The organism is Clostridium sp. TJA032, assembly GCF_058310275.1.
In genome coordinates this window covers 1,423,193-1,447,492 of record NZ_JBZEFB010000001.1, presented here as the reverse complement: position 1 = coordinate 1,447,492, position 24,300 = coordinate 1,423,193, and the positions used below count along the sequence as shown (strand labels likewise).

The window sequence follows — 24,300 nt, the reverse complement described above, 5'->3', positions numbered from 1 at the left end:
TTTAAAAAAACTTACAAGCATACTAAGTATGTTTGTAAGTTTTATTTTTATCTTAAATTATATTTTTTCAATTTTTAGCATATTTGTTCCGCCAGTTATTGAAGTTGGGAAACCAGCAGCTACCATTATATTATCTCCAGTTTCAGCTATATTTAATTCCTTAGCAACTTTTCTAGCTTCATCTATAATTTCATCAGTACTATTAAAATAAGCACATTTTTTAGAAATTATTCCAAAGTTTAAAGCAAGACTTCTCCTAACTTTTTCATAAGGAGTTATAGCTATTATAGGGCAACTTGGTTTATATTTAGATAATATTTTAGCTGTTGAACCAGTTTGTGTTGCAGCAACAATAGCTTTAGTTGGAAACTTACTTGCTGTTTTTGAAGCAGAATAGCTTATAGCATCTGCAAAGGCATCAGGATTTGGATTTGGGTCCTTCAATCTTCTTAGAAGATAATTATAATCTAAATTAGCTTCTGCTTTTTTAGCTATTCTAGACATAGTCATTGCAGCTTCTAAAGGGAAGTTACCAGAGGCACTTTCTCCACTTAACATAATTGCATCTGTTCCATCAAAGATAGCGTTGCAAACATCAGAAGCTTCAGCCCTTGTAGGTCTTGGATTTCTAATCATAGAATCTAGCATTTGAGTAGCTGTTATAACTATTTTTCCAGCTTGATTACATTTTTTTATTATATTTTTTTGAATTATAGGAACATTTTCTATAGGTATTTCTACACCCATATCTCCTCTAGCTACCATTACTCCATCAGTAACTTCAATAATTTCTTTTATGTTATCTACGCCTTCTTGACTTTCTATTTTTGATATTATTTTTATATCTTCTCCACCATTAGAATCTAGAATTTTTCTAACTTCTAATACATCTTCAGGTTTTCTTATAAAGGAGGCTGCAACAAAGTCAACTCCCATTTTGCAACCAAAAATTAAATCTTCCTTATCTTTTTTAGTTACAGCAGGAAGTTTGATTTTTACATTAGGCACATTTACTCCTTTGTGATTTTTTATAATTCCACCTTCAATAACTTCACATATTATATCAGTTCCAAGAACTTCTTTTACCTGAAATTCTAAAAGTCCATCATCAACAAGTATAGAACCACCAGGTAGTATGTCTTCATATAATTCCTTGTATGAAATAGAGCATTTAGTGTTATCTCCTAAAATTTCATCACCACAGGAAAAAATAAATTTTTGTCCATTTTCTAATAAAGCTTCTCCATTTTTAAAATTATGAGTTCTTATTTTAGGTCCTTTTATATCTAATAAGATAGCTGTGGCAGATTTTTCTTCTTTTCTAAGTTTTTTTATAAGTTCAATCTTTTGTTTATGACTTTCATGATCTCCATGTGAAAAGTTTAATCTAGCTGCATTCATTCCAATTCTTATAAATTTTCTTAAAATTTCTTCAGAATCGCTTGCAGGTCCAATTGTGAATATCATTTTTGTTTTTTGCATAAAAACCACCTCATTTTTTAAAACTAAAATAGTTTAGCGATTGCTTTAAAAGTTTGATATAATAGAATATATTATTAAATTAATTATATTTTACCATAATAATTTGAAAGGATGGTTAAAAAATGGATGTATTAAAAGGCTTAGAGCCACAAATCGTTTTTAATTATTTTGAACAAATCTCACAAATACCAAGAGGTTCAGGTAATGAAAAAGGAATAAGTGATTTTTTAGTTAACTTCGGAAAAAGCTTAGGATTAGAAACAATACAAGACGAATCTTTAAATATAATAATAAGAAAACCAGCAACTCCAGGATATGAAAATGCACCAGGAGTAATAATACAAGGCCATATGGATATGGTATGTGAAAAGAATAAAGATACTGTACATGATTTTGAAAAAGATCCAATTAAACTTAGAGTAGATGGAGATTATATCTATGCTACAGGTACTACTTTAGGTGCAGATAATGGAATAGCTGTTGCTTATGGAATGGCTGTTTTAGCTTCAAACAATATAGAACATCCAGCTATTGAATTTTTAGTTACAACTGATGAAGAAGTTGGAATGGGTGGAGCAATAGCTTTAGATGGTTCATTATTAAAAGGAAAATATCTTTTAAATATAGATTCAGAAGAGGAAGGGAAACTTTTAGTAAGTTGTGCTGGTGGAGCTAGAAGTGATGTTACTTTACCTATAACTTTTGAGGAAATGAAGGATAACTTTGAAGTTTATGAAATTATGATAAGAGGACTAAAAGGTGGTCACTCTGGAATGGAAATAGACAAACAAAGAGGAAATTCCAATAAGTTAATGGGAAGAATATTAAATGATATAAATTCTAAATGTGATATAAGATTAATATCAATAGATGGTGGTTCAAAGGTTAACGCTATCCCTAGAGAATGTGATTCTTTATTAGCTATTAAGAAAGATGAGGTTAATAAATTAGAAGAATTAGTAAAAGAGTGGGATGCTATATTAAAAAATGAATACCATGCAAATGATGCTGGAGTTAGTGTATCCTTAGTTAAGAAAGAGGAAAATCATAAAGTATTTTCTAAAGATACTACATTTAAAGCTATAAAGATAATTAACTTAATTCCAGATGGAGTTGATACTTACAGCATGGAAATGAAAGGATTAGTTCAAAGTTCAACAAATTTAGGAGTTGTAAGTACAGAAGAAAATAATATAATTTTTGCAAGTTCAACAAGAAGTTCTGTTGAATCTTTAAAAACTAAACTTTTAGATGAAATAGCTGATATTGCTAATATTTTAGGGGCTAAATTTGAAATAAAAGCACCTTACCCAGCATGGCAATATAATCCTAATTCAGAATTAAGAGAACTTTGTATTAATGTATATAAAGATATGACTGGAAAAGAGCCGGAGATAGTTGCTATACATGCTGGATTAGAGTGTGGATTATTAGGACAAAAAATAAAAGGGTTAGATATGATTTCTTTTGGACCTAATATGTATGATGTTCATACACCAAATGAACATGTTAGCATATCTTCAGTAAAAAATGTTTGGGATTTCTTACTTCAAATATTAAAAAGCATAAAATAATTAGCCTAGTTAATTAAGATAAATAAACTACAAAACTTATTTAAGTTTTGTAGTTTTTATTTTTTTATATAAATTTATTTATTATTAAAATGTAAAATCTTAGGAAAGCAAAGTTTTAAAAAAGGAAATTTACATTTTATGTAAAATAAATAATAGTGAGATGTTTACATATTTTGTAAAATATTTATCTTAATGAAAGGTTGGGGGAAAGGGTGAAGTACACTAGAATTGATGTGAAGAATAAAAAAAGAGGAGGAGGTCATAAAAAAAACAACAATGATGGAAAAAATTTTATCTTTCTCTTCATTGGCGTTATTGTTATAGCATTATTTATTTCAACCATAATGTCTAAATTCATATGGCCAGAGGGAAAACAAGTTTCAACTGAAGAAGAGGCTACTATAGAAGAAACAAAAAATGATTTAGAAAAAAATGATGAGCAGATTTTAGATGAAAATAAAACTTCTTCTGAAATAAAAGAAGAGGTTAAAGCTAAAGAAAATACAGAGGGACAAGAATATGTAATGCTTCAATGTGGTTTTTATTCAAGTAAGGAAAATGCTGATAAAATTAAAGAAACATTAAAAGAGGATTATATTGCTGTTTCTTTAAAAGAAGATGAAAATTATAGAGTAATAGTTCATATTGGAAGTGAAGAAGAAGCTAAAAAATTATCAGAAGAATTAAACAAAAAAGAAATAAGCAATACAAAGGCTAGATTTATGATACCTAAAAAAGATACTTGTAGTAATGAAATTATAGAGATTATAAATGGATATGTAAACATAATAAATAAATTAAAAGAAGAAAATGTAAAAGGCGTAAAAACAGAAGATTTTAAAAAGTGGGTAAATGAATTAAAAGAATATAAAGATTCTGAGTATTTTAATATATTTAAAGAATTAAAAGAAGCAATAAATAATCTTCCTGAAGAAATAACTAAAGAAAATATAGAAGAAAGCTATCAAATAGTATTTAATACTTTAAATAAATTTAAAGTAAAAAAATAATTGTAATTTATTTTTAATTTATAGTAACATATTTTTAAATTATAATTAAAATGAAAGAGTAAAAACTCTTTCATTTTTTCTTTATAATTTATTGTAGATAGAGATTTATACTTGTTTATAAAAATAATAAATGATAAACTATATAAGATAAAGAATACAAGACCTTATTTAAGAAAAAATAAGATTGTTTAAAAGTTTTTTATATATAAGGTAAGGTGGGAAAAATGAAGGTTATTTTAGCATCTAAATCTCCAAGAAGAATTGAAATTCTTGAAAAAATAGTTAATAAATTTTCTGTAATTGAATCACATTTTGATGAGAATACAATAGAATTTAATGGTGATATTGAAAAGTATGTTAAAGATTTATCTAAAGAAAAGGCTATGGAGGTTTTAAGAAGAATTGATGAACCTTCTATAGTTATTGCAGCAGATACAGTTGTTTATAAAGATGGAGAGGTTTTAGAAAAACCTAAAAATTATGATGATGCGTTTAGTATGTTATCTTCATTAAGTGGTAATACTCATAAGGTATATTCAGGTTTTTGCGTGATAGATACTTATAAAAATGAGGTTGTAACAGATTTTGGCTGTACAGAAGTAAAGTTTTCTAAATTAAGCCCTAAAGAAATAGATAACTATATAAATTCTGGTGAACCTATGGATAAAGCAGGTGCATATGGAATTCAGGGATTAGGCGGTGCTTTTGTAGAGTGTATAAATGGATGTTATTACAATGTAATGGGATTGCCCTTGAACAAATTATACAAAGTCTTAAAAAAGCATGACATAACAATACTTTAAAATTACTTTCAATGGGCATTTTAATTTCTAAATAAGGAGTTATAACATGTCTAAAACTATAAAAATAAATGAAATTCCATCTAATGAAAGACCAAGAGAAAAATTGCTTACATATGGAGCGCAATTTTTATCTAATGAAGAACTTTTAGCTATAATTCTTAGAACTGGAAATAAGGATTTAAATGCAGTTGAATTGTCTTATAGAATAATACATAGTGTTGGTGGATTAAATGGGCTTTTTACAGTTTCTGCAAAGGAACTTATGAAAGTAAAGGGTGTTAAAGAAGCTAAAGCAACTCAAATATTGGCTATTTGTGAGCTTTATAAAAGATTTAAACTATCTCAAATTAGAGATTTTAAAATTATAAAACCTTCAGATGTAGCGGATATTGTTTTAGATGAACTTAGAATGCTAAAACAGGAGGTCTTAGTTTTAATAACTCTAGATAGTAAAAATAAAGTGATTTCTAAAAAGGAAATCTTTAAAGGTGGATTAAATTCTTCTTTAGTTCATCCAAGAGAGATATTTAAAGAGGCTGTTAAAGATAGTGCAGCATCTATAATTATATGTCATAATCATCCTTCGGGAGACCCAACACCTAGTAGAGATGATATAAACATAACAACAAGACTAAAAGAATGTGGAAAAATGATGGGTATTGAGCTTTTAGATCATTTAATAATAGGAGATAACAGATTCATAAGTCTTAAAGAAAAAGACATATTGTGATTAGGAAAGGGGATTAAAAATGGGTTTATTTAATTTTGGAATGACAAAAGACATGGGTATCGATTTAGGAACTGCAAATACCCTAGTGTTCGTTAAAGGGAAGGGAATTGTATTAAGAGAACCTTCAGTTGTTGCCATAAACAACTTAACAAAAAAATCCTTAGCTGTTGGTACAGAGGCCAAGCAAATGATAGGTAGAACACCAGGAAACATAGTAGCTATAAGACCATTAAAAGATGGAGTTATAGCTGATTTTGATGTTACTCAAACAATGCTTAAAAGATTCATAGAGAAAATAACAAATAAGAGTGCATTTACAAGTCCAAGAATAATAGTATGCTTCCCATCTGGAGTAACTGAAGTTGAAAGAAGAGCTATAGAAGAAGCTACTAAACAAGCAGGTGCAAGAGATGTAATATTAATGGAAGAGCCAATGGCAGCTGCAATCGGAGCTGGACTTCCTGTTGATGAGCCTACAGGAAGCATGATAGTTGACATTGGTGGTGGTACTACTGAAGTTGCTATTATTTCTTTAGGTGGAATAGTTACTAGTAAGTCCTTAAGAGTTGCAGGGGATGAGTTAGACCAATCAATTATAAACTACATTAAAAGAGAATTTAACTTAATGATTGGTGAAAGAACAGCAGAACAAATAAAAATGGAAATTGGATCAGCTTATAAAGTTGACGAGAATGAAGAAGAACAAACAATGGACATAAAAGGAAGAGATTTAATAACAGGACTTCCTAAGGTTGTTGTTGTTGATGCAGGACAAATAAGAAACGCTTTAAAAGAGCCAGTTTCATCAATAATAGAATCAATAAAAACTACTCTAGAAAAAACACCACCAGAATTAGCAGCAGATATTATGGATAAAGGAATAATGCTTGCAGGTGGAGGAGCATTCCTAAAAGGATTAGATCAACTTATATATAAAGAAACAGGAATGCCTGTTCATATAGCAGAATCACCTCTTGACTGTGTTGCCTTAGGTACAGGAAAAGCCTTAGATAAGTTTGATTTAATAGTTAAACAGCAAAGAGGATAGAATATGAAATTCTTCAAGAATAAACTGGCAGTAACTGTTATAGTACTGTCAGTTGCCTTTTTAGGAATAATTATATTTACTGTTAAGAGTGATTCTAAAAATCCAGTTTCGGGTGGAGTTGGTACTGTATTAAATCCAGTACAAAAGGTTGTATACACTATAAGTGATAAAGTTCATGATGTTTTTGATTTCTTTTATAATTTTTCAGATGTTAAAAGTGAAAATGATCAATTAAAAAAGAAAAATTTAGAGTTAGAAAATCAATTAGTTGAATATAATGAGTTAAAGCGTCAAAATGAGGTTTTAAAAGGAATAGTAGATTTTTCTAAAGAAAACAACCAATATAAATATATTGGAACTAATATAATAGGAAAAAGTGGTAATAGTTTTGTAGAAGGCTATACTATTGATAAAGGGTCAAATGAAGGTATTAAAAAAGATTACATAGTAATTGCTCCAGAGGGATTAGTTGGAGTTGTAACAGAGGTTCATTCAAATTGGGCTAAAATACAGACCTTATTAAATGAAAACGTAGCAGTTGCAGCTACTATTGAAGGAGATAGTAATTCTGGAGATGGAATCGTTAAAGGATACAGAAATGGAAATGAAATGCAAGCTGAAATTACTAATTTACCTATGAATTCTACCATAAAAGAAGGAGAAACTGTAGTAACTTCTGGACTTGGTGGATATTATCCAAAGGGAATAAGAATAGGTGAAGTTACATCAGTTCAATCAGATGATGTTAAAGTTATGAAGACTGCTATATTAAAAACTTATGTTGATTTTAACAATTTACAGGAGTTATTTGTAGTTGTACCTCCATCAGAAAGAGATGGTGTAGTTAAGTATTAGAAAAGAGGGATTAATTTGAAAAGATTAATACTTATATTAATATGTCTTTTATTATTTATTTTAGATAATACTCTTGTGCCCTTCTTCTCTATAAAAGGTGTTTATCCTAGTTTGTTATTCACCTTTGCTATACTATATTCTCTTATGAGTGGATATTGGGAAGCGGTATTTATAGGTGTATTATCAGGATTTCTTCAAGATATTTATTTTGTAAATGTCTTTGGGGTAAATATGCTAGTAAATATGCTAGTGTGTTTAATATCAGCTTACATTGGAGAAAGTGTCTTTAAGCACAAAAAAACAATACCAGTTTTATCTGTAGGTGCTTTAACTGCTGTAAAGTTTTTTATAGTAGCATTTATATTAAATTTAATAGATATAAAGGTTAATTTATTAAATTTCTGGATTATGGTTTTATATAATGTGTTTATAGGCTTCTTTATGTATAACTGGGTTTATAAGTTATGCAATAAAGATATTATGAAAAGAGAATGGAAAATAAGTGAAAAATAGGTGGTTAAATGAGAAGTTCGATAAATGGAAAAACGCCTATAGATAGATATAAAATTCTCATAGGAATAATGATAATAGTATTTGTTGCCATAGTTGTAAGGCTTGTTTACCTTCAAGTGTTTAATTATGATGAATATAAGCAAAGAGCAGATACTAGGTCTATGAGATTTCTATCAGAACAGGCTCCAAGAGGAAAAATTTATGATTCAAATGGGGATATTTTAGCTACGAATAGACAAACATACACCTTAACATTTACTGAAACAGAAGAATCAAATAAAAACTTTTATACTACAATAGATAAAGTTTATTCTCTTTTAAAAGAGAATAATCAAAGTATATTAGATAACTTTAAACTTAGAATAAATGATAAGGGAGAACTTTATTTTGATGTTTCAGGAGATGCTGAAAAATTAAGATTCTTAAAAGATATTGGTATGGGAGATAAGGTTAAAAATATTCTCTTTAAGAATAAAGAGGGAGATTTAACTGCAGAAGAGGAAGACCAAATAGATAGCGAGCTTTTAAAGGTTACTCCAAAGGAAGCTTTTGATTTCTTAGTAAAAGAGTATCAATTATATGATGTTTTAAATCCAACTAAGGAAGAAAAGGATCAATTTAAAAAGATGGATTCTAAGGAGATTGCAAACATATTATTAAAGAAATATTCTTTACAAGAAATAAGAGGATATATGCTTGTTAAAAATGCAATAAAAATGCAAAGTTTCTCAGGATATAAGCCTGTTACTATAGCTAAGGATATAAATAAAGAAACAGCCTTTATATTCTATCAAAGACTTAATGACTTACCAGGAATTGATGTAAGTATTGAGCCTATGAGATATTATCCATATAATGAGTTAGGTTCTTCCTTCATAGGATATGTAGCTTCTATAAATGGAGACCAAAAATCTAAATATGAAGCAAGAGGATATGATGCTTCTACAGACCTTATAGGAAAAGCTGGAATAGAAGCGGCTTTTGAAAATGAATTAAAGGGAGTTAAAGGTGGTACTACAGTTAAGGTAAATTCTTCAGGAAGAAAGAAAGAAGAACTTTATGACTTAGAATCTTATCCTGGAAATAATGTTCATTTAACTGTAGACAAGGATATTCAATATTCAGCTGAAACTTCTATGAAGAGTGTTTTAGAGCATCTACAAAATAGAAATTATGATTCTGTAAATACAAGAAATGCAACAAGAGGAGCTGCTGTTGCTATAGAAGTAAATACAGGAAAAGTATTAGCTTTAGTTAGTTATCCAGGATTTAATCCTAATGAGTTTTCAAAAGGAGAGCTAGACCCTAAGGTTGCAAAGGAATATTTCCAACCAGATTATGAAGCCTTTGCAAAAGATTTTATAGCTAAGAATGCTTTAAATAAGACAGTAGATGACCTTTTCCCTAAAAATGAAAAAACAGGGTTAAGAGAAGATTTATATGACCTTTATCCAAAGAGGTTTTATAATTATGCTACTTTAGGTATGGTTCCACCAGGTTCAACTTTTAAACCTCTAACAAGCGTAGCTGCATTAGAATATGGTGTTATAACTCCAAGTTCTACAGTATATGCAAATGGTCAAAACTTTGGTCAATCATATCCAGAGATTTTTGGTAAAAATCCAGCAAACTGGCCAAGAGATACTAACTATAGAGGTACTCCAGATTTATATACTGCACTTCAACACTCATCAAATTCATATTATTTTGATGCTGCAGTAAAAATGTATTATAAAAATGGAGGAGACCCTTACGGAGATGGAAGATATAAAAAGAGTAGTACAGAAGCTTTAGATTCTATTGCAAAATATGCTTGGCAATTTGGATTAGGAGTTAATCCAAATTCAGATCAAAAAGCTTCTACAGGTATTGAAATATCAGAAAACTTCGGTCAAGTTTATAATTTTGAATCTTTTAAAAATCAAACAATAGCTCTTATGAGATTTACATTAGTAGATTCCCTTGAAAAAGGTACTTTTGTTAATTCACCTTCACCAGAGTTTCCACCTATAAGCATAGGAGTTAGCGACAGAGATTCTAAGGAGTTATCAGTAGCTAAAGAAGCTATAAAGAAGGATGTTGAAAATTCATTAAATAAACTTGGTGATGGAAATACAATAGATGAAAAAGCTTTAAGTGAAGCTTTAAAGAAAGACCTTAAAACTTTATATAATGTAGACCCTGCTTATAGAGAAAGTGTTAAAAACTTTAATGGAATAAAAGCTAAGGATGAGGAAGAAAAAGCAGATAAAGCAATAAATTTAACAACTCAAAAGATAGTTGCTTGGGTAGTTGGAGATATTGCATATCAAATAGTTTCACCAAGAAACCTTACAGACTCAGCTATAGGACAAAGTACAAGTAACTTTACTCCTGTTCAACTTGCAAGTTATGTAGCAACTTTAGCTAATGGAGGAACTAGATATAAGGTTCATTTAGTTGACAAGATAACAGATGCACAAGGAAACTTAGTTGAGGAATTTAAACCAGAGGTTTTAAATAAAGTAGATATGTCAAAAGCTACATTAGATGCTGTTAAGGAAGGTATGAGAAGAGTTAACAGAGAAGATGGAGGTTCTGCAAGTTCTATAATGTCAAGATTTCCTATTGTAACTGGTGGTAAAACAGGTACAGCTACCTTTAGAAATGACCAGTCAGATTATGGAAGAAATGACTATGGTGTATATATTTCCTTTGCTCCTTTAGATAATCCTAAAGTAGCAGTAGCTACTGTACTTTATGATGGTGGTCATGGATACTATGGTTCATATATTGCTAAGGCTGTTTATGAAACTTACTTTAGAGATGAATTAAAGAAAGACTATCCAGATTATAGACCAGTAGATATTGATGGAAATACTTATGATTATTCATTAAATCCACCATTACAGGCTGTGCAGGATTCAAATATAAATAATAACAATTTAGATAATAAAGCTAAAGAAAATAATGATGCAAAAGATAAAACAAAAGATGAAGCTAAAGTAGAAGAAAATAAAGCTCAGTAATAAAAAAACCTACAGAAGTATTTTCTGTGGGTTTTTAGATTGTTATTATAATTTTAGTTAAAAGATTTCAATTTTTATAATTAATCTTTTAAAATGAGATTTATTTTTTCAAAAATTTACTACTTTATTTCATAAAGTTCTTTTATAAATTACAAATAATTTATATAATATAAAGTGAGAATTGATTTAATGTATAATTTACCTTAAGAATAAAAGGGGTTGGATACTTGGAGGATAGTAATTTACTATGCGTGATGATAGAATTTTTATAAAAGGAAATAAGCTAGGGATAAATGCCATAATAAACATGGACAAATTTGGGAATTTTGATGAAATGCTTGATTCTTTAGTAGAAAAGTTAAGTAGAGGAAAAAAATTTTATAAAGGGGCTACTTTAACTGTAACTACTGATTTAAAATATATAAACGAAAGACAAATATCAAAATTAAAAGATGTACTTTTTGATGAGATACTTATAAAAGATTGTATATTTGAAGAGCGATTAGAAAAGCAAAGTAGTGTTTTTTCAGGAGTTTATGAGGGAAGAACAAAGTTTGTAAGAAAAACTGTAAGAAGTGGTCAATGTTTAAATTACGCAGGTAATTTAATAATAATTGGTGATGTTAATAATGGAGGAGAAGTTAGGGCACATGGAAATGTTGTTGTATTAGGAGACTTAAAGGGAAAGGTTTTTGCAGGAGACAATGGAAATGAAAATGCTATAATAGCAGCCTACTCTTTAGAGCCTGAGTTAATTTCTATATCAGGTAAAATAACAATATCACCGGATGATTTTGAAAAAACAGGATATCCAGAGGTGGCTAGATTAAATGGAAATAATATAATTGTAGAGCCGTATTTACCGGATAAATATTCTTATTAATATTACATAATTTAATGGAGGGAAAGTAATGGGAGTATCGATAGTAATAACATCAGGAAAAGGTGGAGTTGGAAAAACAACTACTACAGCTAACATCGGAACAGCTTTAGCAGCACAAGGGAAAAAGGTTGTTGTTGTTGATGGAGATACAGGTCTAAGAAATTTAGATGTGTTAATGGGATTAGAAAATAGAATTGTTTACACAATAATTGATGTAATAGAAAATAGATGTAGAACTAAACAAGCTTTAATAAGAGATAAGAGATTTAATAATTTATATTTACTACCAACAGCTCAAACTAAGGATAAAAATGATATAAGTCCTGAGCAAATGTTAAGATTAGTAAATGAATTAAAAGAAGAATTTGATTATGTAATTTTAGATTGCCCAGCTGGTATAGAACAAGGTTTTGAAAATGCTATAGTTGGAGCAGATAGAGCTATTGTTGTAGTTAATCCAGAAATAACTTCTGTTAGAGATGCAGATAGAGTTATTGGAAAGCTTGATGCTAAGGGATTAGAAAATCATGAAGTTATAGTAAATAGATTAAACTATGAAATGACTAAAAATGGAGATATGTTAGATATTTCAGATATAATAGAAACTCTTTCAGTAAAACTATTAGGAGTTGTACCTGATGATAGAAGTATAACTGTTTCTACTAATAAGGGTGAGCCTATAGTCTTAGATGAAAAAGCAAGTGCAGGACAAGCTTTTAGAAATATAGGAAGAAGAATAGCAGGAGAAGATGTTCCTTTAATGGACTTAAACACAGAACATCAAGGAATATTTAGTTCTATATTAAAATTATTTAAAAGAGGGTAGGTGAGAAAAAGTGAGTTTTTTAAATGTTTTTTCTAGTAAACCTACACCAAAGCAAGTTGCTAAAGATAGATTAAAGGTTATTTTAATTCATGATAGAGGAGAACTATCAGATGAAGTTTTAGATAAAATAAGACTTGAAATATTAGATGTGCTTTCTAAATATGTTGAAATTGAAAACGAAGATGTAGATATAACAGTTACAAAATCAAATGCAATAGAGGGAGAAGCACCATCTTTAGTAGCTAATATACCGATAAAAAATATAAAAGGAAAAGCTAGATAAAGAAAAAATAAGCTATTTCAAATTTTTTTGAGATAGCTTTTTATTGGTATTTTAAAAAGTTCAGAATTTTGTAATTGAAAATAGGAAAAAATAAAGTATTATATAGATAGTTGTTTAAAGAAATAAAATTTATGGAGGTACTATAATGCTTAGTAGACTAAAACTAGATAGTAAACTAAGAAGAGAAATTGATTATAAGCTTTTAGTATCTATGATATTAATAATACTGTTTGGAATATTGAACATATATTTAGGAACAAAATCTCAGGTGGGATTTTTCTTTGCTAAGAAACAGTTAATGTGGTTTATAATATCAATGGTGGCATTGTACATAATATTACTTTGGGATTATAACATAATATACAATTACGTAGAGATATTTTATTGGGGGTCTATAGCGCTTCTTTTAATAACTAGATTTGCAGGGAGTGTAATAAATGGTGCTAGAGGATGGATTGTTCTAGGACCTGTAAGTATTCAGCCCTCTGAGCTTGCAAAGACGGCCATGATACTTATGCTCGCCAAAAAGATGAGTCAGATTGACCTTAAAATAAATGACTTTAGGAATTTTATTAAGGTTGCAATGTATGCAATAATACCTATGATATTTATTGTTGTACAACCTGATATGGGAATGACTATGGTTTCATTTTTTATAGCTCTTGGTATATTTTTTGCGGCAGGATTAGATTTTAAAGTAATAGGTGCAGGACTTTTATCTATTGTGGTTGCCATAGCTTTAGTTTGGAATTCAGGGCTTATAAAGGATTATCAAAAAGATAGATTAGTTGGATTTTTAAATCCTGATGGAGATGAGCTAGGAATAAATTTACAGCTTACTCAATCTAAAATAGGTATTGGTTCTGGAGGTTTCTTTGGTACAGGATTGGATTTAAATGGAGAAGTTGGTGGGTATTCTTCTGAATTTGTACCTGAAAAACAAACAGACTTTATCTTCGCTGTAATAGGAGAACATTGGGGTACTTTAGGAGGTATAATACTTTTATTATTATATGGAATAATGATATATAGGATAATAATAACGGCAAAGACCTCGAAGGACATATTTGGGTCGATTATATGTGTAGGATTTGCCTCCTATTTTATATTTGCTATATTACAAAATATTGGAATGACTATAGGTATAATGCCTATAACAGGTATAACTTTACCTTTAGTAAGTTACGGAGGTAGTTCCCTTCTTACAACGGTAGCTAGTATAGCCTTAGTTTTAAATATTTCTATGAGAAGAAAGAAATTAAAATTTTAAAATAAAACCTTAAGTATTTTTAATACTTAAGGTTTTATTTTTTTAATTAATATAATTCCAATTTTAATAAAAGTTCTATAAGTAGATAGAAAAAAATATATATAGATTGTAATTAAATATTTATAGAAAGGAGAAGCTTTATGGGAAACTATAATGGAGCTTATGAGAAGTATTATAAAAAAATAAACAAAAAAAGAAAAACTTCTCCTAAATATGAAGTTGATTTTAATGAAAAGAACTTTTATAAAAAACGGAATAAAAATAGTTTAGGTAAAATTTTAATTAAGGAGATTGTTTTTTCATCAACCATTAGTGTAATGATTTTTTTAGGGCTTTTTTTTATAGGTGAGGGAGAAAATAAATTCTTATTAAGTTTAAATACTAAGCTAAATGAAATAATAGAGGAAAATGGATATTATAAAAATTTAAATATAAATAAAAGTAATATACTAGCTACTTTTAGTAAAAATATAGATGAAAGCTTTGCCTTAGAAACTTTAGAAGAAAAAAATATAGAAAGCAATGAGGAAGAAATTTCTGCTTTTAATGATTTCGAAGTGGTTGAAAAAGAATCTATAGATTTTTTAAAGGAAAGTAGTGTAGAGATTTTTAAGGGAGTTATTAAAGAGAAAGAAGGTTTAAAAGATACATTTTTTATAGAAGGGGAAAGAGGAGAGGTTAAAAGTCCTTTAGATGGAGAAATTATAGATGTAAATAAAATAAATAATATATATTCTTTAAAGGTTAAATATTATGATGATTTATATATTTTATATAATAATTTAGAAAGTGTTTCAAAAGATATAGGTCATAAGGTTAAGGAAGGAGAAAAAATAGGAGTTTCTTCTGAAGGTGAAAAAGCAAAGGGCATAGAGATTCAAGTATTATTTAAAGATAATTTTGTAAAAGTTAAAAAAGATTAATTTTTAGGAGTGTAAGCTTTGAAAATTGATAAAAGAATAATACTAGAACTTATTATTTTTTTTGTTTTAGGTTTTATATTTGATTTAGCCTTAGCTTTTTTTTGGATTATAATACATGAATTAGCTCATTACTTTGTTTTATTAAAATTAAATATAGAGTCGGAAAAGTTCAAAGTTCATGTTTTAGGAGCTAGATTAGAAATTAAAGATTTTGAGGACTTAAGCTCTAAAGAAAAATTAATAATATGTTTTGCAGGGCCTATATTAAATGGAATGATTGCTTTCCTTACCTTTTTAATTTATAAATTTATTTTTAAAAATCAATATATTTATTCAACTTATGAAGTGAATTTAGTTTTATTTATTTTTAATATGCTTCCTACATATCCTTTAGATGGAGGTAAAATATTAGGTGCTTTATTGGAAAAGAATATGATTTTTAAGGATGTAAATAATATATTAATTAAAATAAGCTATTCATTTGGAATAGCATTTGTTTTGTTGTTTATTTATGGAATTTTAGTTCTTAAGAGATTTAATATAACAAGTATATTAGCAGGAATAATAATAATCTATTTAAGTTATAATGAGAGAAGAAAGGTAATGTATATAATTATGGGAGATGTAAGTAAAAAGAGAGAACGATTAATTAATAAGAAATACATAGATAGTAGAATTACTTCTGTATATTGTGATCAAGATATGGTTAATCTTCTTAGAATTATTGATAAAAATAGATTTAATATATTTTATGTTTTAGATGATGAAATGAACCTTCTTTATATTTTAAAAGAAAATGAAATAGTAAATATTTTAAAAACAGTTGGAAATATAAATTTAAAAGAATATTACATTAAGTATAGAAAAGAATAAATATATTGGTTATAATTATTCTTTGTGATAAAATAAAAATGTTAATATGAGAGAAGTATAAATCGATATACTTCTCTTTTATTATAGATTTTAGAATTAGATTTTATAAAATTAAATTGCAGGAGGAAACTAAATGGTAAATATAAGTGATGATATTTTATATAGAGTTGAAAAACCATCTAGATATATAGGTGGTGAACTTAATGAAGTTATAAAAAATCCAAAGGAAGTTGATATAAGATTTGGATTTTGTTTTCCAGATGTTTATGAAGTTGGAATGTCTCATTTAGGTTCAAGAATTTTATACCATGTTTTAAATCAAAGAGAAGATACATATTGTGAGAGAGTTTATGCACCATGGCCTGATATGGAAAAACTTATGAGAGAAAATAATCTTCCTTTATATGCCTTAGAAACTAAGGACCCTATAAATGAATTTAACTTTTTAGCATTTACTCTTCAATACGAGATGAGTTATACAAACATATTAAATATGTTAAACATGGGAGGGGTTCCATTAAGAGCTTCAGAAAGAACAGAAAAGGACCCAATAGTAATTGCAGGGGGACCTTGTGCCTATAATCCAGAACCTTTATATGACATAGTTGATATATTCCAATTAGGAGAAGGGGAAGAAGGTTTAAATGACCTTTTAGACCTTTATAAAAAGCATAAGGACAACTTTAATAAGGAAGCTTATTTAAGAGAAGCAAGTCATATTCCAAGTGTTTATGTTCCATCACTATATGACGTTACATATAATGAAGATGGTACAATAAAAGAATTTACTCCTAAATATGATGATGTTCCTAAAAAGGTTAAAAAGAGAATTATAAATAACTTTGACCAAGTTGATTTTCCAGATAGCTTAATAGTACCTTATAGTGAAATAGTTCATGACAGAGTTGTTTTAGAATTATTTAGAGGATGTACTAATGGATGTAGATTCTGTCAAGCAGGAATGATATATAGGCCAGTTAGGGAAAAAAGCAGAAAGACTTTATTAAATCAAGCTAGAAAAATGCTTAAAGCTACAGGATATGATGAAGTTTCACTAGTTTCTTTAAGTACTTGTGATTATTCAGATATTCAAGGATTAGTAAAAGACCTTGTAGAAGAACATGGACATAAAAATGTAAGTGTTGCCTTACCTTCAATAAGAGTAGATGCTTTTTCAGTAGATTTATTAAAAGAAATACAAAAGGTTAGAAAAACTGGATTAACTTTTGCACCAGAGGCTGGTTCTCAAAGAATGAGAGATGTTATAAATAAAGGTTTAACAGAAGAAAGAATATTAGAAGCAGCTAAAAATGCCTTTGAATCAGGATGGAGTACTATAAAATTATACTTTATAATTGGTGTTCCTTATGAAACAATTGATGATACAGCTGAAATAGGATTATTAGCTGAAAAAATAGCAGACCAATACTTTGCTGTACCAAAGCATATAAGAAATAAAGGTCTTAGAATAACTGTAAGTACATCTATTCTTGTACCAAAGCCATTTACTCCATTCCAATGGGCTCCAATGGAAAAAATGGATGTTGTAACTGAAAAGATTAATGCAGTAAAAGGTGCTATAAAATCAAGAAGTATAGTTTATAATTACCATGAACAAAAGACATCATATATGGAAGGTGTTTTAGCTAGAGGTGATAGAAAACTTTGTGATGTTCTTATAAAAGCTTATGAAAAAGGTGCAAAGTTTGATGGATGGTCAGAATACTTTAACTTTGAAATATGGCAAGAAGCTTTAAAAGAATGTAATGTAGATGGAGATTTCTATGTTTACAGAGAAAGAAGTTATGATGAAGTATTACCATGGGACTTTATAGATATTGGAGTAACAAGAAAATATCTTGAAAGAGAAAATGAAAAGGCTAAAACAGGAGAACTTACTCAAAACTGTAGAAAAGGATGTACAGGTTGTGGAGTAAATGTAAACTTTAAAGATGGGGAGTGTTTTGAAGGTGCGATACTTAATTAAATTTACTAAAGATTCAGAGATAAAATTTGTTTCACATTTAGATTTAATGAGAACAATACAAAGAATAGTAAGAAGAGCTGAACTTCCAGTTGAATATTCAAAAGGATTTAATCCTCATATGGCTTTAGCAATAGCACAACCTTTATCTGTTGGAGTGTATTCTGAAGGGGATTATTTAGACTTAAATTTAACTGAGGATATGGATGAAGAGTTAGTTAAAGAAAAATTAAATGAATTCTCAGCAAATGGTATTAGATTTTTAGAAGTTTCAAAAAGTCCAGTTATACATAATGTTAAGAGATTACCAGCAGCTATGGCTCTTTTAGATGCTGCAAGATATATAATAAAAATAAAATATAATGATGTTTCTAAGGCTGAAGAAGAAGTTAAAGCTTTAATGAATAAAAAAGAGATAGTAACAATTAAAAGAACTAAAAAAGGTGAAAAAGAAGCAGATATAAAACCTTTCATAAAGGACTTTAAGTGCTTTACTGAGGGAAATTGTTTAGTAGTTGATACAACTATTAGCTGTGGAAGTAGAGAGAATCTTTCAGCAGAACTTTTAGCAAAGGTTATAAAAGAAAATACATCAAATGTTAATGAGGAAGCTTTCGTAGAAATAAAAAGAGTTGAGATGTATGCATACAAAGGAGATACTTTAGTTCCTTTATGTAATTACATCTAAATTAGGAAGTGAATTCATGAGAGAAATATATGTAGAAAGAAGAGAAAATTTATTAAGGGTTGCTATAAAGAAAAATAATCTTTTAAGTGAGTGTTATATAGAAGAAGAAAGCTTGGAACCTGTTCAAGGAGAAATATATAAAGGTATAGTAAAGAGAGTTGTAAAGGGAATAAAAAGTGCTTTTATTGATATTGGATATGGTAAACAGGCTTATATGATACTTGGAGAAGAAGATTATGATTTAAAGCAAGGAGATGGAATAACTGTTGAAGTTTTAAAGGAACAACTAGGAAATAAAGGTGCAAAGGTTACACCTAAAATATCTTTAGCAGGAAGATACTGTGTTTTAGAAACTTCAAGAAAAGATATTTCATTCTCAAAAAAAATAGAGGACTTAGAATTTAAAGAGGACCTTGAAAATTCATTAATAAAACCAAAAGAAGTAGGAATTACTATTAGAACAAAGGCACAAAGTGCTAGTATCTCTGAGATTCAAGAAGAAATAGAAGAACTATATAAAACCTATAGAGATGTTATTAGAGAAGGGAAATTTTCCTTAAATCCAAAAAGATTATTAGGAAAGGGAGACCTTATAAATAAAATAATCAGAGAGGATATTGATGAATTTACTTCTTCAATAATTGTTGACTCCTTAGAGGATTATAAAAGAATAAAAGATAGTATTTCTAATTCAGAATATTTAAAAGTAACTCTTTATGAGGAACCTAGAAGTCTTTTTGATTATTATGGTATTGAAAAAGAAATTTTAAGCCTTAGAAATAATAGAGTTAATTTAAACTGTGGTGGAGATATAGTCATAGAAAAAACAGAAGCTATGTATGTTATAGATGTTAACTCTGGAAAAAATACAAATCATAAAAACAAAGAAAAAACAGCCTATGAAACTAACAAAAATGCTGCAATTGAAATTGCTAGACAAATAAAGATTAGAAATTTAGGTGGAATAATATTAGTTGATTTTATAGATATGTATTTAAAGGAAAATAAGAAAAAAATATTAGATATTTTAAAATCAGAATTTGAAAGTGATAATCAAAGAGCAAAAGTTTTTCCTTTTACTGAACTTGGTTTAGTTCAAATAACTAGATATAGAAAAGGAAAAAGTATATATGAATATATAGAGGAAAACTGTGATGTATGCAAAGGTCATGGTAAAAGACTTAAATTATCATATATAAATCTTCTTTTAAAAAATGAAATTTTAAAGAAAAATATAGATGGAAATATAAAAGATTTTCATATAACTATAAATTCTATATATGAAAAATATATTAAAGGAAATATTTTTGAGTTTTTAAAAGAAATTGGAGCTTTAGATTTAAATATTTATTTGAATTTTGAAGACTTTAAAGAATTTTATAAAGTTGAACCATTAATATTTAAAAAGCAAATAGAAATTGTTGAAGAGTATTTGATTAAGAATATCGAAAAATATTAAAATTAACTTTACAAAAGGTGTTTGCTATGATAGAATGGCTTTTGTAAACCGCTCACGAATAGGTTTTGAAAATAACTTTAATTAGTTTACCTTAAGTGGCGAGACCGTTATGAGGAGGTGTTTTAATGTACGCAGTATTAACTACAGGAGGAAAACAATACAGAGTTCAAGAAGGAGACGTTTTATTCGTTGAAAAACTTAACGCTGAAGTTGACTCAACAGTTGAATTAACAGAAGTTCTTGCAGTCGCTAAAGACGGAGAAATCAAAGTTGGTGCACCAGTAGTTGAGGGTGCTAAGGTTGTAGCAAAAGTATTAGCTCAAGGAAAAGCTAAGAAAGTTGTTGTATTCAAATACAAGAGAAAGAAAGACTACAGAAGAAAAAATGGTCACAGACAACCTTACACTAAGATCGTTATCGAAAAGATCGAAGCTTAATTTCTGATATGATTAGAGTTAAAATTCAATCAAAAAAAGATAACATAATTTCCTTCACTATTAAAGGACACGCAATGGAATGCAGAGATGCTATTCTAGCTGGAGAGGCGTACGATATGATATGTAATTCCGTATCAGTATTATCTCAAAGTGCAATCATTGGTTTAGATGAAGTTTTAAAACTTAATGTAAACTATGAAATGAGTGATGGATATTTAAAACTAGATCTAAATGGGTTTACTCAAGAGGAGATAGTTGAGGCTCAAGTTTTATTAAAAACTTTTGAAATGAGCTTAGCGAGTCTAGTCCTAGGACTGGATAGCAGTTTAGGAAAGAAAACGCGTTGTAAATATATAGAGATAATAAAAGAGGAGGTGTAGACTATGTTAAAAATGAACCTTCAATTATTTGCACATAAAAAAGGGGTTGGTAGCTCAAAGAACGGTAGAGATTCTGAAGCTAAAAGACTTGGTGTTAAATGTGCAGATGGACAATTCGTTCTTGCTGGAAACATCTTAGTAAGACAAAGAGGAACAAAGATTCATCCAGGTGCTAACGTAGGTAAAGGTGGAGACGATACTTTATTCGCTAAGATCGATGGTGTTGTTAGATACGAAAGACTTGGAAGAGACAAGAAAAAAGCTTCTGTTTACCCAGTAAACGTAGAAAAACTTATAGCTGAATAATAATATTTAGTTTTATAAAAGCACCCTAATTAAAGGGTGCTTTTTAATTAATAAGAAAAAATGTTAAATTAATAACATAACATTAAAAAGTTGTGTTTTTATAATAAAGTAAGGTTATAATATACTAAAAAGGAACATTTTATAGAGAAAGTAAGGTGAGAAAACATGTTTATAGATACGGCCAAGATATTTGTTAAATCTGGAGATGGAGGTCATGGTTCTGTTTCCTTTAGAAGAGAAAAATACGTTCCTCTTGGAGGACCAGATGGTGGAGACGGCGGAAAAGGTGGAGATGTTACCTTTGTAGTAGACCCAGGAATGACAACTCTTTTAGATTTTAAATATAAGAGAAAATTCGTAGCTGGAAGAGGGCAAGATGGGCAAGGTTCTAAATGCTATGGAAAAGATGGAGAAAATTTAATAATAAAGGTTCCTATGGGAACTATAATAAGAGATAGTGAAACTAACAAGGTAATGGCAGACCTTTCTCATAAAGATGATACATATACAATATGTAGAGGGGGAAAAGGTGGTAAAGGAAATTGTAAGTTCTGTACTCCAACAAGACAGGCACCAACTTTTGCTGAACCAGGAATGCCAGGAGAAGAAAGATGGGTTACTCTAGAATTAAAATTATTAGCAGATGTAGGTCTTTTAGGCTTCCCTAATGTTGGAAAATCCACTTTCCTTTCAGTAGTAACTAAGGCTAAACCAAAGATAGCTAATTATCATTTCACAACTTTAAAACCTAATTTAGGTGTTGTTGCTGTAAAAGGAATAGAACCTTTTGTTATGGCTGATATACCAGGTATTATAGAAGGTGCTTCAGAGGGCGTTGGACTTGGATTAGATTTCTTAAGACATATAGAAAGAACAAGACTTTTAATTCATGTTGTTGATATTTCAGGAATTGAAGGAAGAGATGCAGTAGAAGACTTTAAAAGAATAAATGAGGAATTAAAAAACTATAGTGTTAAACTTTGGGATAGACCTCAAATAGTAGTAGCAAATAAATGTGATATGTTATTTGATGAAGAAGTTTTCGAAAACTTTAAAACAGAAGTAAATAAAATGGGCTTTGATAAGGTATTTAAAATGTCAGCAGCTACTTCACAAGGAGTAGAAGAAGTAATAAAAGAGGCAGCTAAAATGCTTAAGGATATTCCTGTTACTGACTTAGAAATACCAGAGGATGAAAGATTTATTCCAGAGGATAAGAAATTTACATATACTATTAATCCAATAGAAGAAGATGGATTAAAGGTTTATGTAATAGAAGGTTCATTTGTAGACAGATTATTACTAGCTGTTAATGTAAATGATCCAGATTCATTAAGATATTTCCACAAAGTTCTTAATAATAAAGGAATATTCAATGAATTAAGAGAAATGGGAATAGAAGATGGAGATATGGTAAGACTAAACGATTTTGAGTTTGAATACTTACTATAATTAATGGAGGATAGAGAATGATAACAACAAAGCAAAGAGCATATTTAAGAGGGTTAGGTGCTAAATTAACTCCTATATTTCAAATTGGTAAAAATGGAATAGAAGATAACTTTTTAAAGCAAATTGATGATGCTTTAGAAGCAAGAGAGATTTTAAAGATAAATGTTCTTGAAAATAGTGGATTAGAGACAAGAGAAGCTTCAAATTTTATCTGTGAAAGACTAGGATGCGAAGGAGTTCAATCTATAGGAAATAAAATAGTTTTATATAGAGCATCAAAAAATAATCCTAAGATAGAATTACCTAAAAAAGGTAAGTAATATGAGGAAAATAGGAGTATTTGGTGGAACTTTTGACCCAATACACATAGGCCATATTTATATAGCTTATGAAGCCTATAAAGTATTAAATTTAGATGAGGTTATATTTATGCCAGCTGGCAATCCACCTCATAAGAAGTGGAAAGATGTAACTGATGAAGCAATTAGATATGAAATGGTTAAAAAAGCTATAGAGCCATATAGCTTTTTTTCCATAAATAATTATGAAATAGAGAAAAAAGGATTGAGCTTTACTTATGAAACTTTAAGATATTTACATGAAAGTTTTAAAGAGGTAGAGCTCTATTTCATAACAGGAGCAGATTGTCTTATAAACTTAAATTCATGGAAAAATATAAAAGAGATTTTTAGATTAAGTAATTTAGTTGTTTTTAATAGACCTGGATTTGATAAAATTAATTTATTAAAAAGGAAAGAAGCCTTTGATAGAGAATATTTTACTAATATAGTATATTTAGATTTATTACACATAGAAATAAGTTCAACTATAATAAGGGAAAGAGTTATAAATTCTTTAGAGGTAAAATTCTTTTTGCCACCAGGTGTAGATGAAATAATAAATAAATATAACTTATATAGGAGATAAGAGTATGTGGTCATTAGATAAAATAAATGATTATGTTAAAGAAGAAATTAAAGGAAGTAGATATATTCACACTTTAGGTGTTGTTGAAACTGCTAAGGAACTTGCTAAACTAAATAAAGAGAATGTTTTTAATGCAGAGTTAGCAGCTTTAGTTCATGATGTAGCAAAATATATTCCCATAGAAAAGCAAATAAGTATTTTAAAAGAGCATGGATATGAGTTAGATGAAATAACTTTAAATTCACCTCAAGTTTTACATGGATTTGTAGGTTCTATTATAGCAAAGGAAAAATTTGAGATTGAAAATCAAGATGTTTTAAATGCGATTAAGTATCATACTTTAGGTAGAAAAAATATGAGTACACTAGAAAAAATAATTTATATATCAGATTATATAGAGCCAAGTAGAGATTTTAAAGGTGTTGAAGAACTTAGAAAAACAACAAGAAATAATTTAGATAAAGGTCTTTTAATGGGATTAGAAAATACTATTTCTTTTGTAATGAAACAAGGCAATTTAATACATCCTCTAACTATAGAGGCTAGAAATTATTTAATACTTAAAAAATGATTGAATATTTGGAGA

25 protein-coding genes are annotated in these 24,300 nt (G+C 28.6%); 24 read left to right on the top strand and 1 reads right to left on the bottom strand.

Translation table 11 applies throughout. From position 1 onward, the window contains the following. Positions 1 to 57: 57 nt before the first annotated feature. Positions 58 to 1,482, bottom strand: coding sequence for a pyruvate kinase (gene pyk, locus AC4FRL_RS06670; RefSeq protein WP_491139424.1), 1,425 nt, complete (start codon positions 1,480 to 1,482; stop codon positions 58 to 60). Between the two features lie 122 nt (positions 1,483 to 1,604). Between pyk and AC4FRL_RS06665 the strand changes: the two genes are divergently transcribed. The 24 genes from AC4FRL_RS06665 (at position 1,605) to yqeK (ending at position 24,285) form a co-directional block, all read left to right on the top strand. After that, the gene (locus tag AC4FRL_RS06665; RefSeq protein ID WP_491139423.1) at positions 1,605 to 3,056 is read left to right on the top strand and encodes an aminoacyl-histidine dipeptidase; all 1,452 of its coding nucleotides are present in this window, start codon (positions 1,605 to 1,607) and stop codon (positions 3,054 to 3,056) included. Between the two features lie 212 nt (positions 3,057 to 3,268). Then, entirely contained in the window at positions 3,269 to 4,066 is a 798-nt protein-coding gene (locus AC4FRL_RS06660; RefSeq protein ID WP_491139422.1) for an SPOR domain-containing protein, read from the top strand. 224 nt (positions 4,067 to 4,290) lie between these two features. Further along, on the top strand, positions 4,291 to 4,869 hold the full coding sequence (locus tag AC4FRL_RS06655) for a Maf-like protein (RefSeq protein WP_491139421.1): 579 nt from the start codon (positions 4,291 to 4,293) through the stop codon (positions 4,867 to 4,869). A gap of 46 nt (positions 4,870 to 4,915) precedes the next feature. Then, positions 4,916 to 5,599, top strand: coding sequence for a RadC family protein (gene radC / locus AC4FRL_RS06650; protein ID WP_491139420.1), 684 nt, complete (start codon positions 4,916 to 4,918; stop codon positions 5,597 to 5,599). Between the two features lie 19 nt (positions 5,600 to 5,618). Beyond that, positions 5,619 to 6,647 carry a rod shape-determining protein gene (locus AC4FRL_RS06645; protein WP_491139419.1) on the top strand — a complete coding sequence of 343 codons (1,029 nt, stop codon included), beginning with the start codon at positions 5,619 to 5,621 and terminating at the stop codon, positions 6,645 to 6,647. A gap of 3 nt (positions 6,648 to 6,650) precedes the next feature. Next, positions 6,651 to 7,502 (top strand): rod shape-determining protein MreC, encoded by an 852-nt coding sequence (gene mreC / locus AC4FRL_RS06640; RefSeq protein WP_491139418.1) that lies wholly within the window; start codon positions 6,651 to 6,653, stop codon positions 7,500 to 7,502. Between the two features lie 15 nt (positions 7,503 to 7,517). Continuing rightward, positions 7,518 to 8,015 (top strand): rod shape-determining protein MreD, encoded by a 498-nt coding sequence (gene mreD, locus AC4FRL_RS06635; protein WP_491139417.1) that lies wholly within the window; start codon positions 7,518 to 7,520, stop codon positions 8,013 to 8,015. An 8-nt stretch (positions 8,016 to 8,023) separates the two neighbouring features. Then, positions 8,024 to 11,023 (top strand): penicillin-binding transpeptidase domain-containing protein, encoded by a 3,000-nt coding sequence (locus tag AC4FRL_RS06630; RefSeq protein ID WP_491139416.1) that lies wholly within the window; start codon positions 8,024 to 8,026, stop codon positions 11,021 to 11,023. A gap of 247 nt (positions 11,024 to 11,270) precedes the next feature. Next, the gene (gene minC, locus AC4FRL_RS06625; RefSeq protein ID WP_491139415.1) at positions 11,271 to 11,906 is read left to right on the top strand and encodes a septum site-determining protein MinC; all 636 of its coding nucleotides are present in this window, start codon (positions 11,271 to 11,273) and stop codon (positions 11,904 to 11,906) included. Between the two features lie 28 nt (positions 11,907 to 11,934). After that, complete coding sequence (gene minD, locus AC4FRL_RS06620; protein WP_491139414.1) at positions 11,935 to 12,732, top strand: septum site-determining protein MinD; 798 nt, start codon at positions 11,935 to 11,937, stop codon at positions 12,730 to 12,732. A gap of 10 nt (positions 12,733 to 12,742) precedes the next feature. Then, a complete protein-coding gene (gene minE, locus AC4FRL_RS06615) occupies positions 12,743 to 13,015 on the top strand; it encodes a cell division topological specificity factor MinE (protein WP_491139413.1) in 273 nt (90 codons plus the stop codon). Positions 13,016 to 13,160: 145 nt separating this feature from the next. Further along, positions 13,161 to 14,285, top strand: coding sequence for a rod shape-determining protein RodA (gene rodA, locus AC4FRL_RS06610; protein ID WP_491139412.1), 1,125 nt, complete (start codon positions 13,161 to 13,163; stop codon positions 14,283 to 14,285). A 140-nt stretch (positions 14,286 to 14,425) separates the two neighbouring features. Continuing rightward, positions 14,426 to 15,208: a peptidoglycan DD-metalloendopeptidase family protein gene (locus tag AC4FRL_RS06605; protein WP_491139411.1), complete on the top strand. Its 783-nt coding sequence runs from the start codon at positions 14,426 to 14,428 to the stop codon at positions 15,206 to 15,208. Between the two features lie 18 nt (positions 15,209 to 15,226). After that, positions 15,227 to 16,081 carry a site-2 protease family protein gene (locus tag AC4FRL_RS06600; RefSeq protein WP_491139410.1) on the top strand — a complete coding sequence of 285 codons (855 nt, stop codon included), beginning with the start codon at positions 15,227 to 15,229 and terminating at the stop codon, positions 16,079 to 16,081. 133 nt (positions 16,082 to 16,214) lie between these two features. After that, entirely contained in the window at positions 16,215 to 18,068 is a 1,854-nt protein-coding gene (locus AC4FRL_RS06595; RefSeq protein WP_491139409.1) for a TIGR03960 family B12-binding radical SAM protein, read from the top strand. Beyond that, positions 18,052 to 18,753, top strand: a complete 702-nt coding sequence (locus tag AC4FRL_RS06590) for a TIGR03936 family radical SAM-associated protein (RefSeq protein ID WP_491139408.1) — start codon at positions 18,052 to 18,054, stop codon at positions 18,751 to 18,753. Before AC4FRL_RS06595 ends, AC4FRL_RS06590 begins: the two co-directional genes overlap by 17 nt. Positions 18,754 to 18,769: 16 nt before the next feature. Beyond that, on the top strand, positions 18,770 to 20,212 hold the full coding sequence (locus tag AC4FRL_RS06585; RefSeq protein WP_491139407.1) for an Rne/Rng family ribonuclease: 1,443 nt from the start codon (positions 18,770 to 18,772) through the stop codon (positions 20,210 to 20,212). A gap of 125 nt (positions 20,213 to 20,337) precedes the next feature. Continuing rightward, positions 20,338 to 20,649, top strand: a complete 312-nt coding sequence (gene rplU / locus AC4FRL_RS06580; RefSeq protein WP_003452389.1) for a 50S ribosomal protein L21 — start codon at positions 20,338 to 20,340, stop codon at positions 20,647 to 20,649. Positions 20,650 to 20,657: 8 nt separating this feature from the next. Then, a complete protein-coding gene (locus AC4FRL_RS06575; RefSeq protein ID WP_491139406.1) occupies positions 20,658 to 21,029 on the top strand; it encodes a ribosomal-processing cysteine protease Prp in 372 nt (123 codons plus the stop codon). Between the two features lie 3 nt (positions 21,030 to 21,032). Beyond that, the gene (gene rpmA, locus AC4FRL_RS06570) at positions 21,033 to 21,335 is read left to right on the top strand and encodes a 50S ribosomal protein L27 (protein WP_491139405.1); all 303 of its coding nucleotides are present in this window, start codon (positions 21,033 to 21,035) and stop codon (positions 21,333 to 21,335) included. A 165-nt stretch (positions 21,336 to 21,500) separates the two neighbouring features. Beyond that, positions 21,501 to 22,787, top strand: a complete 1,287-nt coding sequence (obgE, locus tag AC4FRL_RS06565; RefSeq protein ID WP_491139404.1) for a GTPase ObgE — start codon at positions 21,501 to 21,503, stop codon at positions 22,785 to 22,787. Positions 22,788 to 22,804: 17 nt separating this feature from the next. Then, positions 22,805 to 23,107: a ribosome assembly RNA-binding protein YhbY gene (gene yhbY, locus AC4FRL_RS06560; protein ID WP_491139403.1), complete on the top strand. Its 303-nt coding sequence runs from the start codon at positions 22,805 to 22,807 to the stop codon at positions 23,105 to 23,107. Between the two features lies 1 nt (position 23,108). Further along, positions 23,109 to 23,714: a nicotinate-nucleotide adenylyltransferase gene (gene nadD, locus AC4FRL_RS06555; protein ID WP_491139402.1), complete on the top strand. Its 606-nt coding sequence runs from the start codon at positions 23,109 to 23,111 to the stop codon at positions 23,712 to 23,714. Positions 23,715 to 23,718: 4 nt separating this feature from the next. Then, complete coding sequence (gene yqeK, locus AC4FRL_RS06550) at positions 23,719 to 24,285, top strand: bis(5'-nucleosyl)-tetraphosphatase (symmetrical) YqeK (protein WP_491139401.1); 567 nt, start codon at positions 23,719 to 23,721, stop codon at positions 24,283 to 24,285. Positions 24,286 to 24,300: the final 15 nt, after the last annotated feature.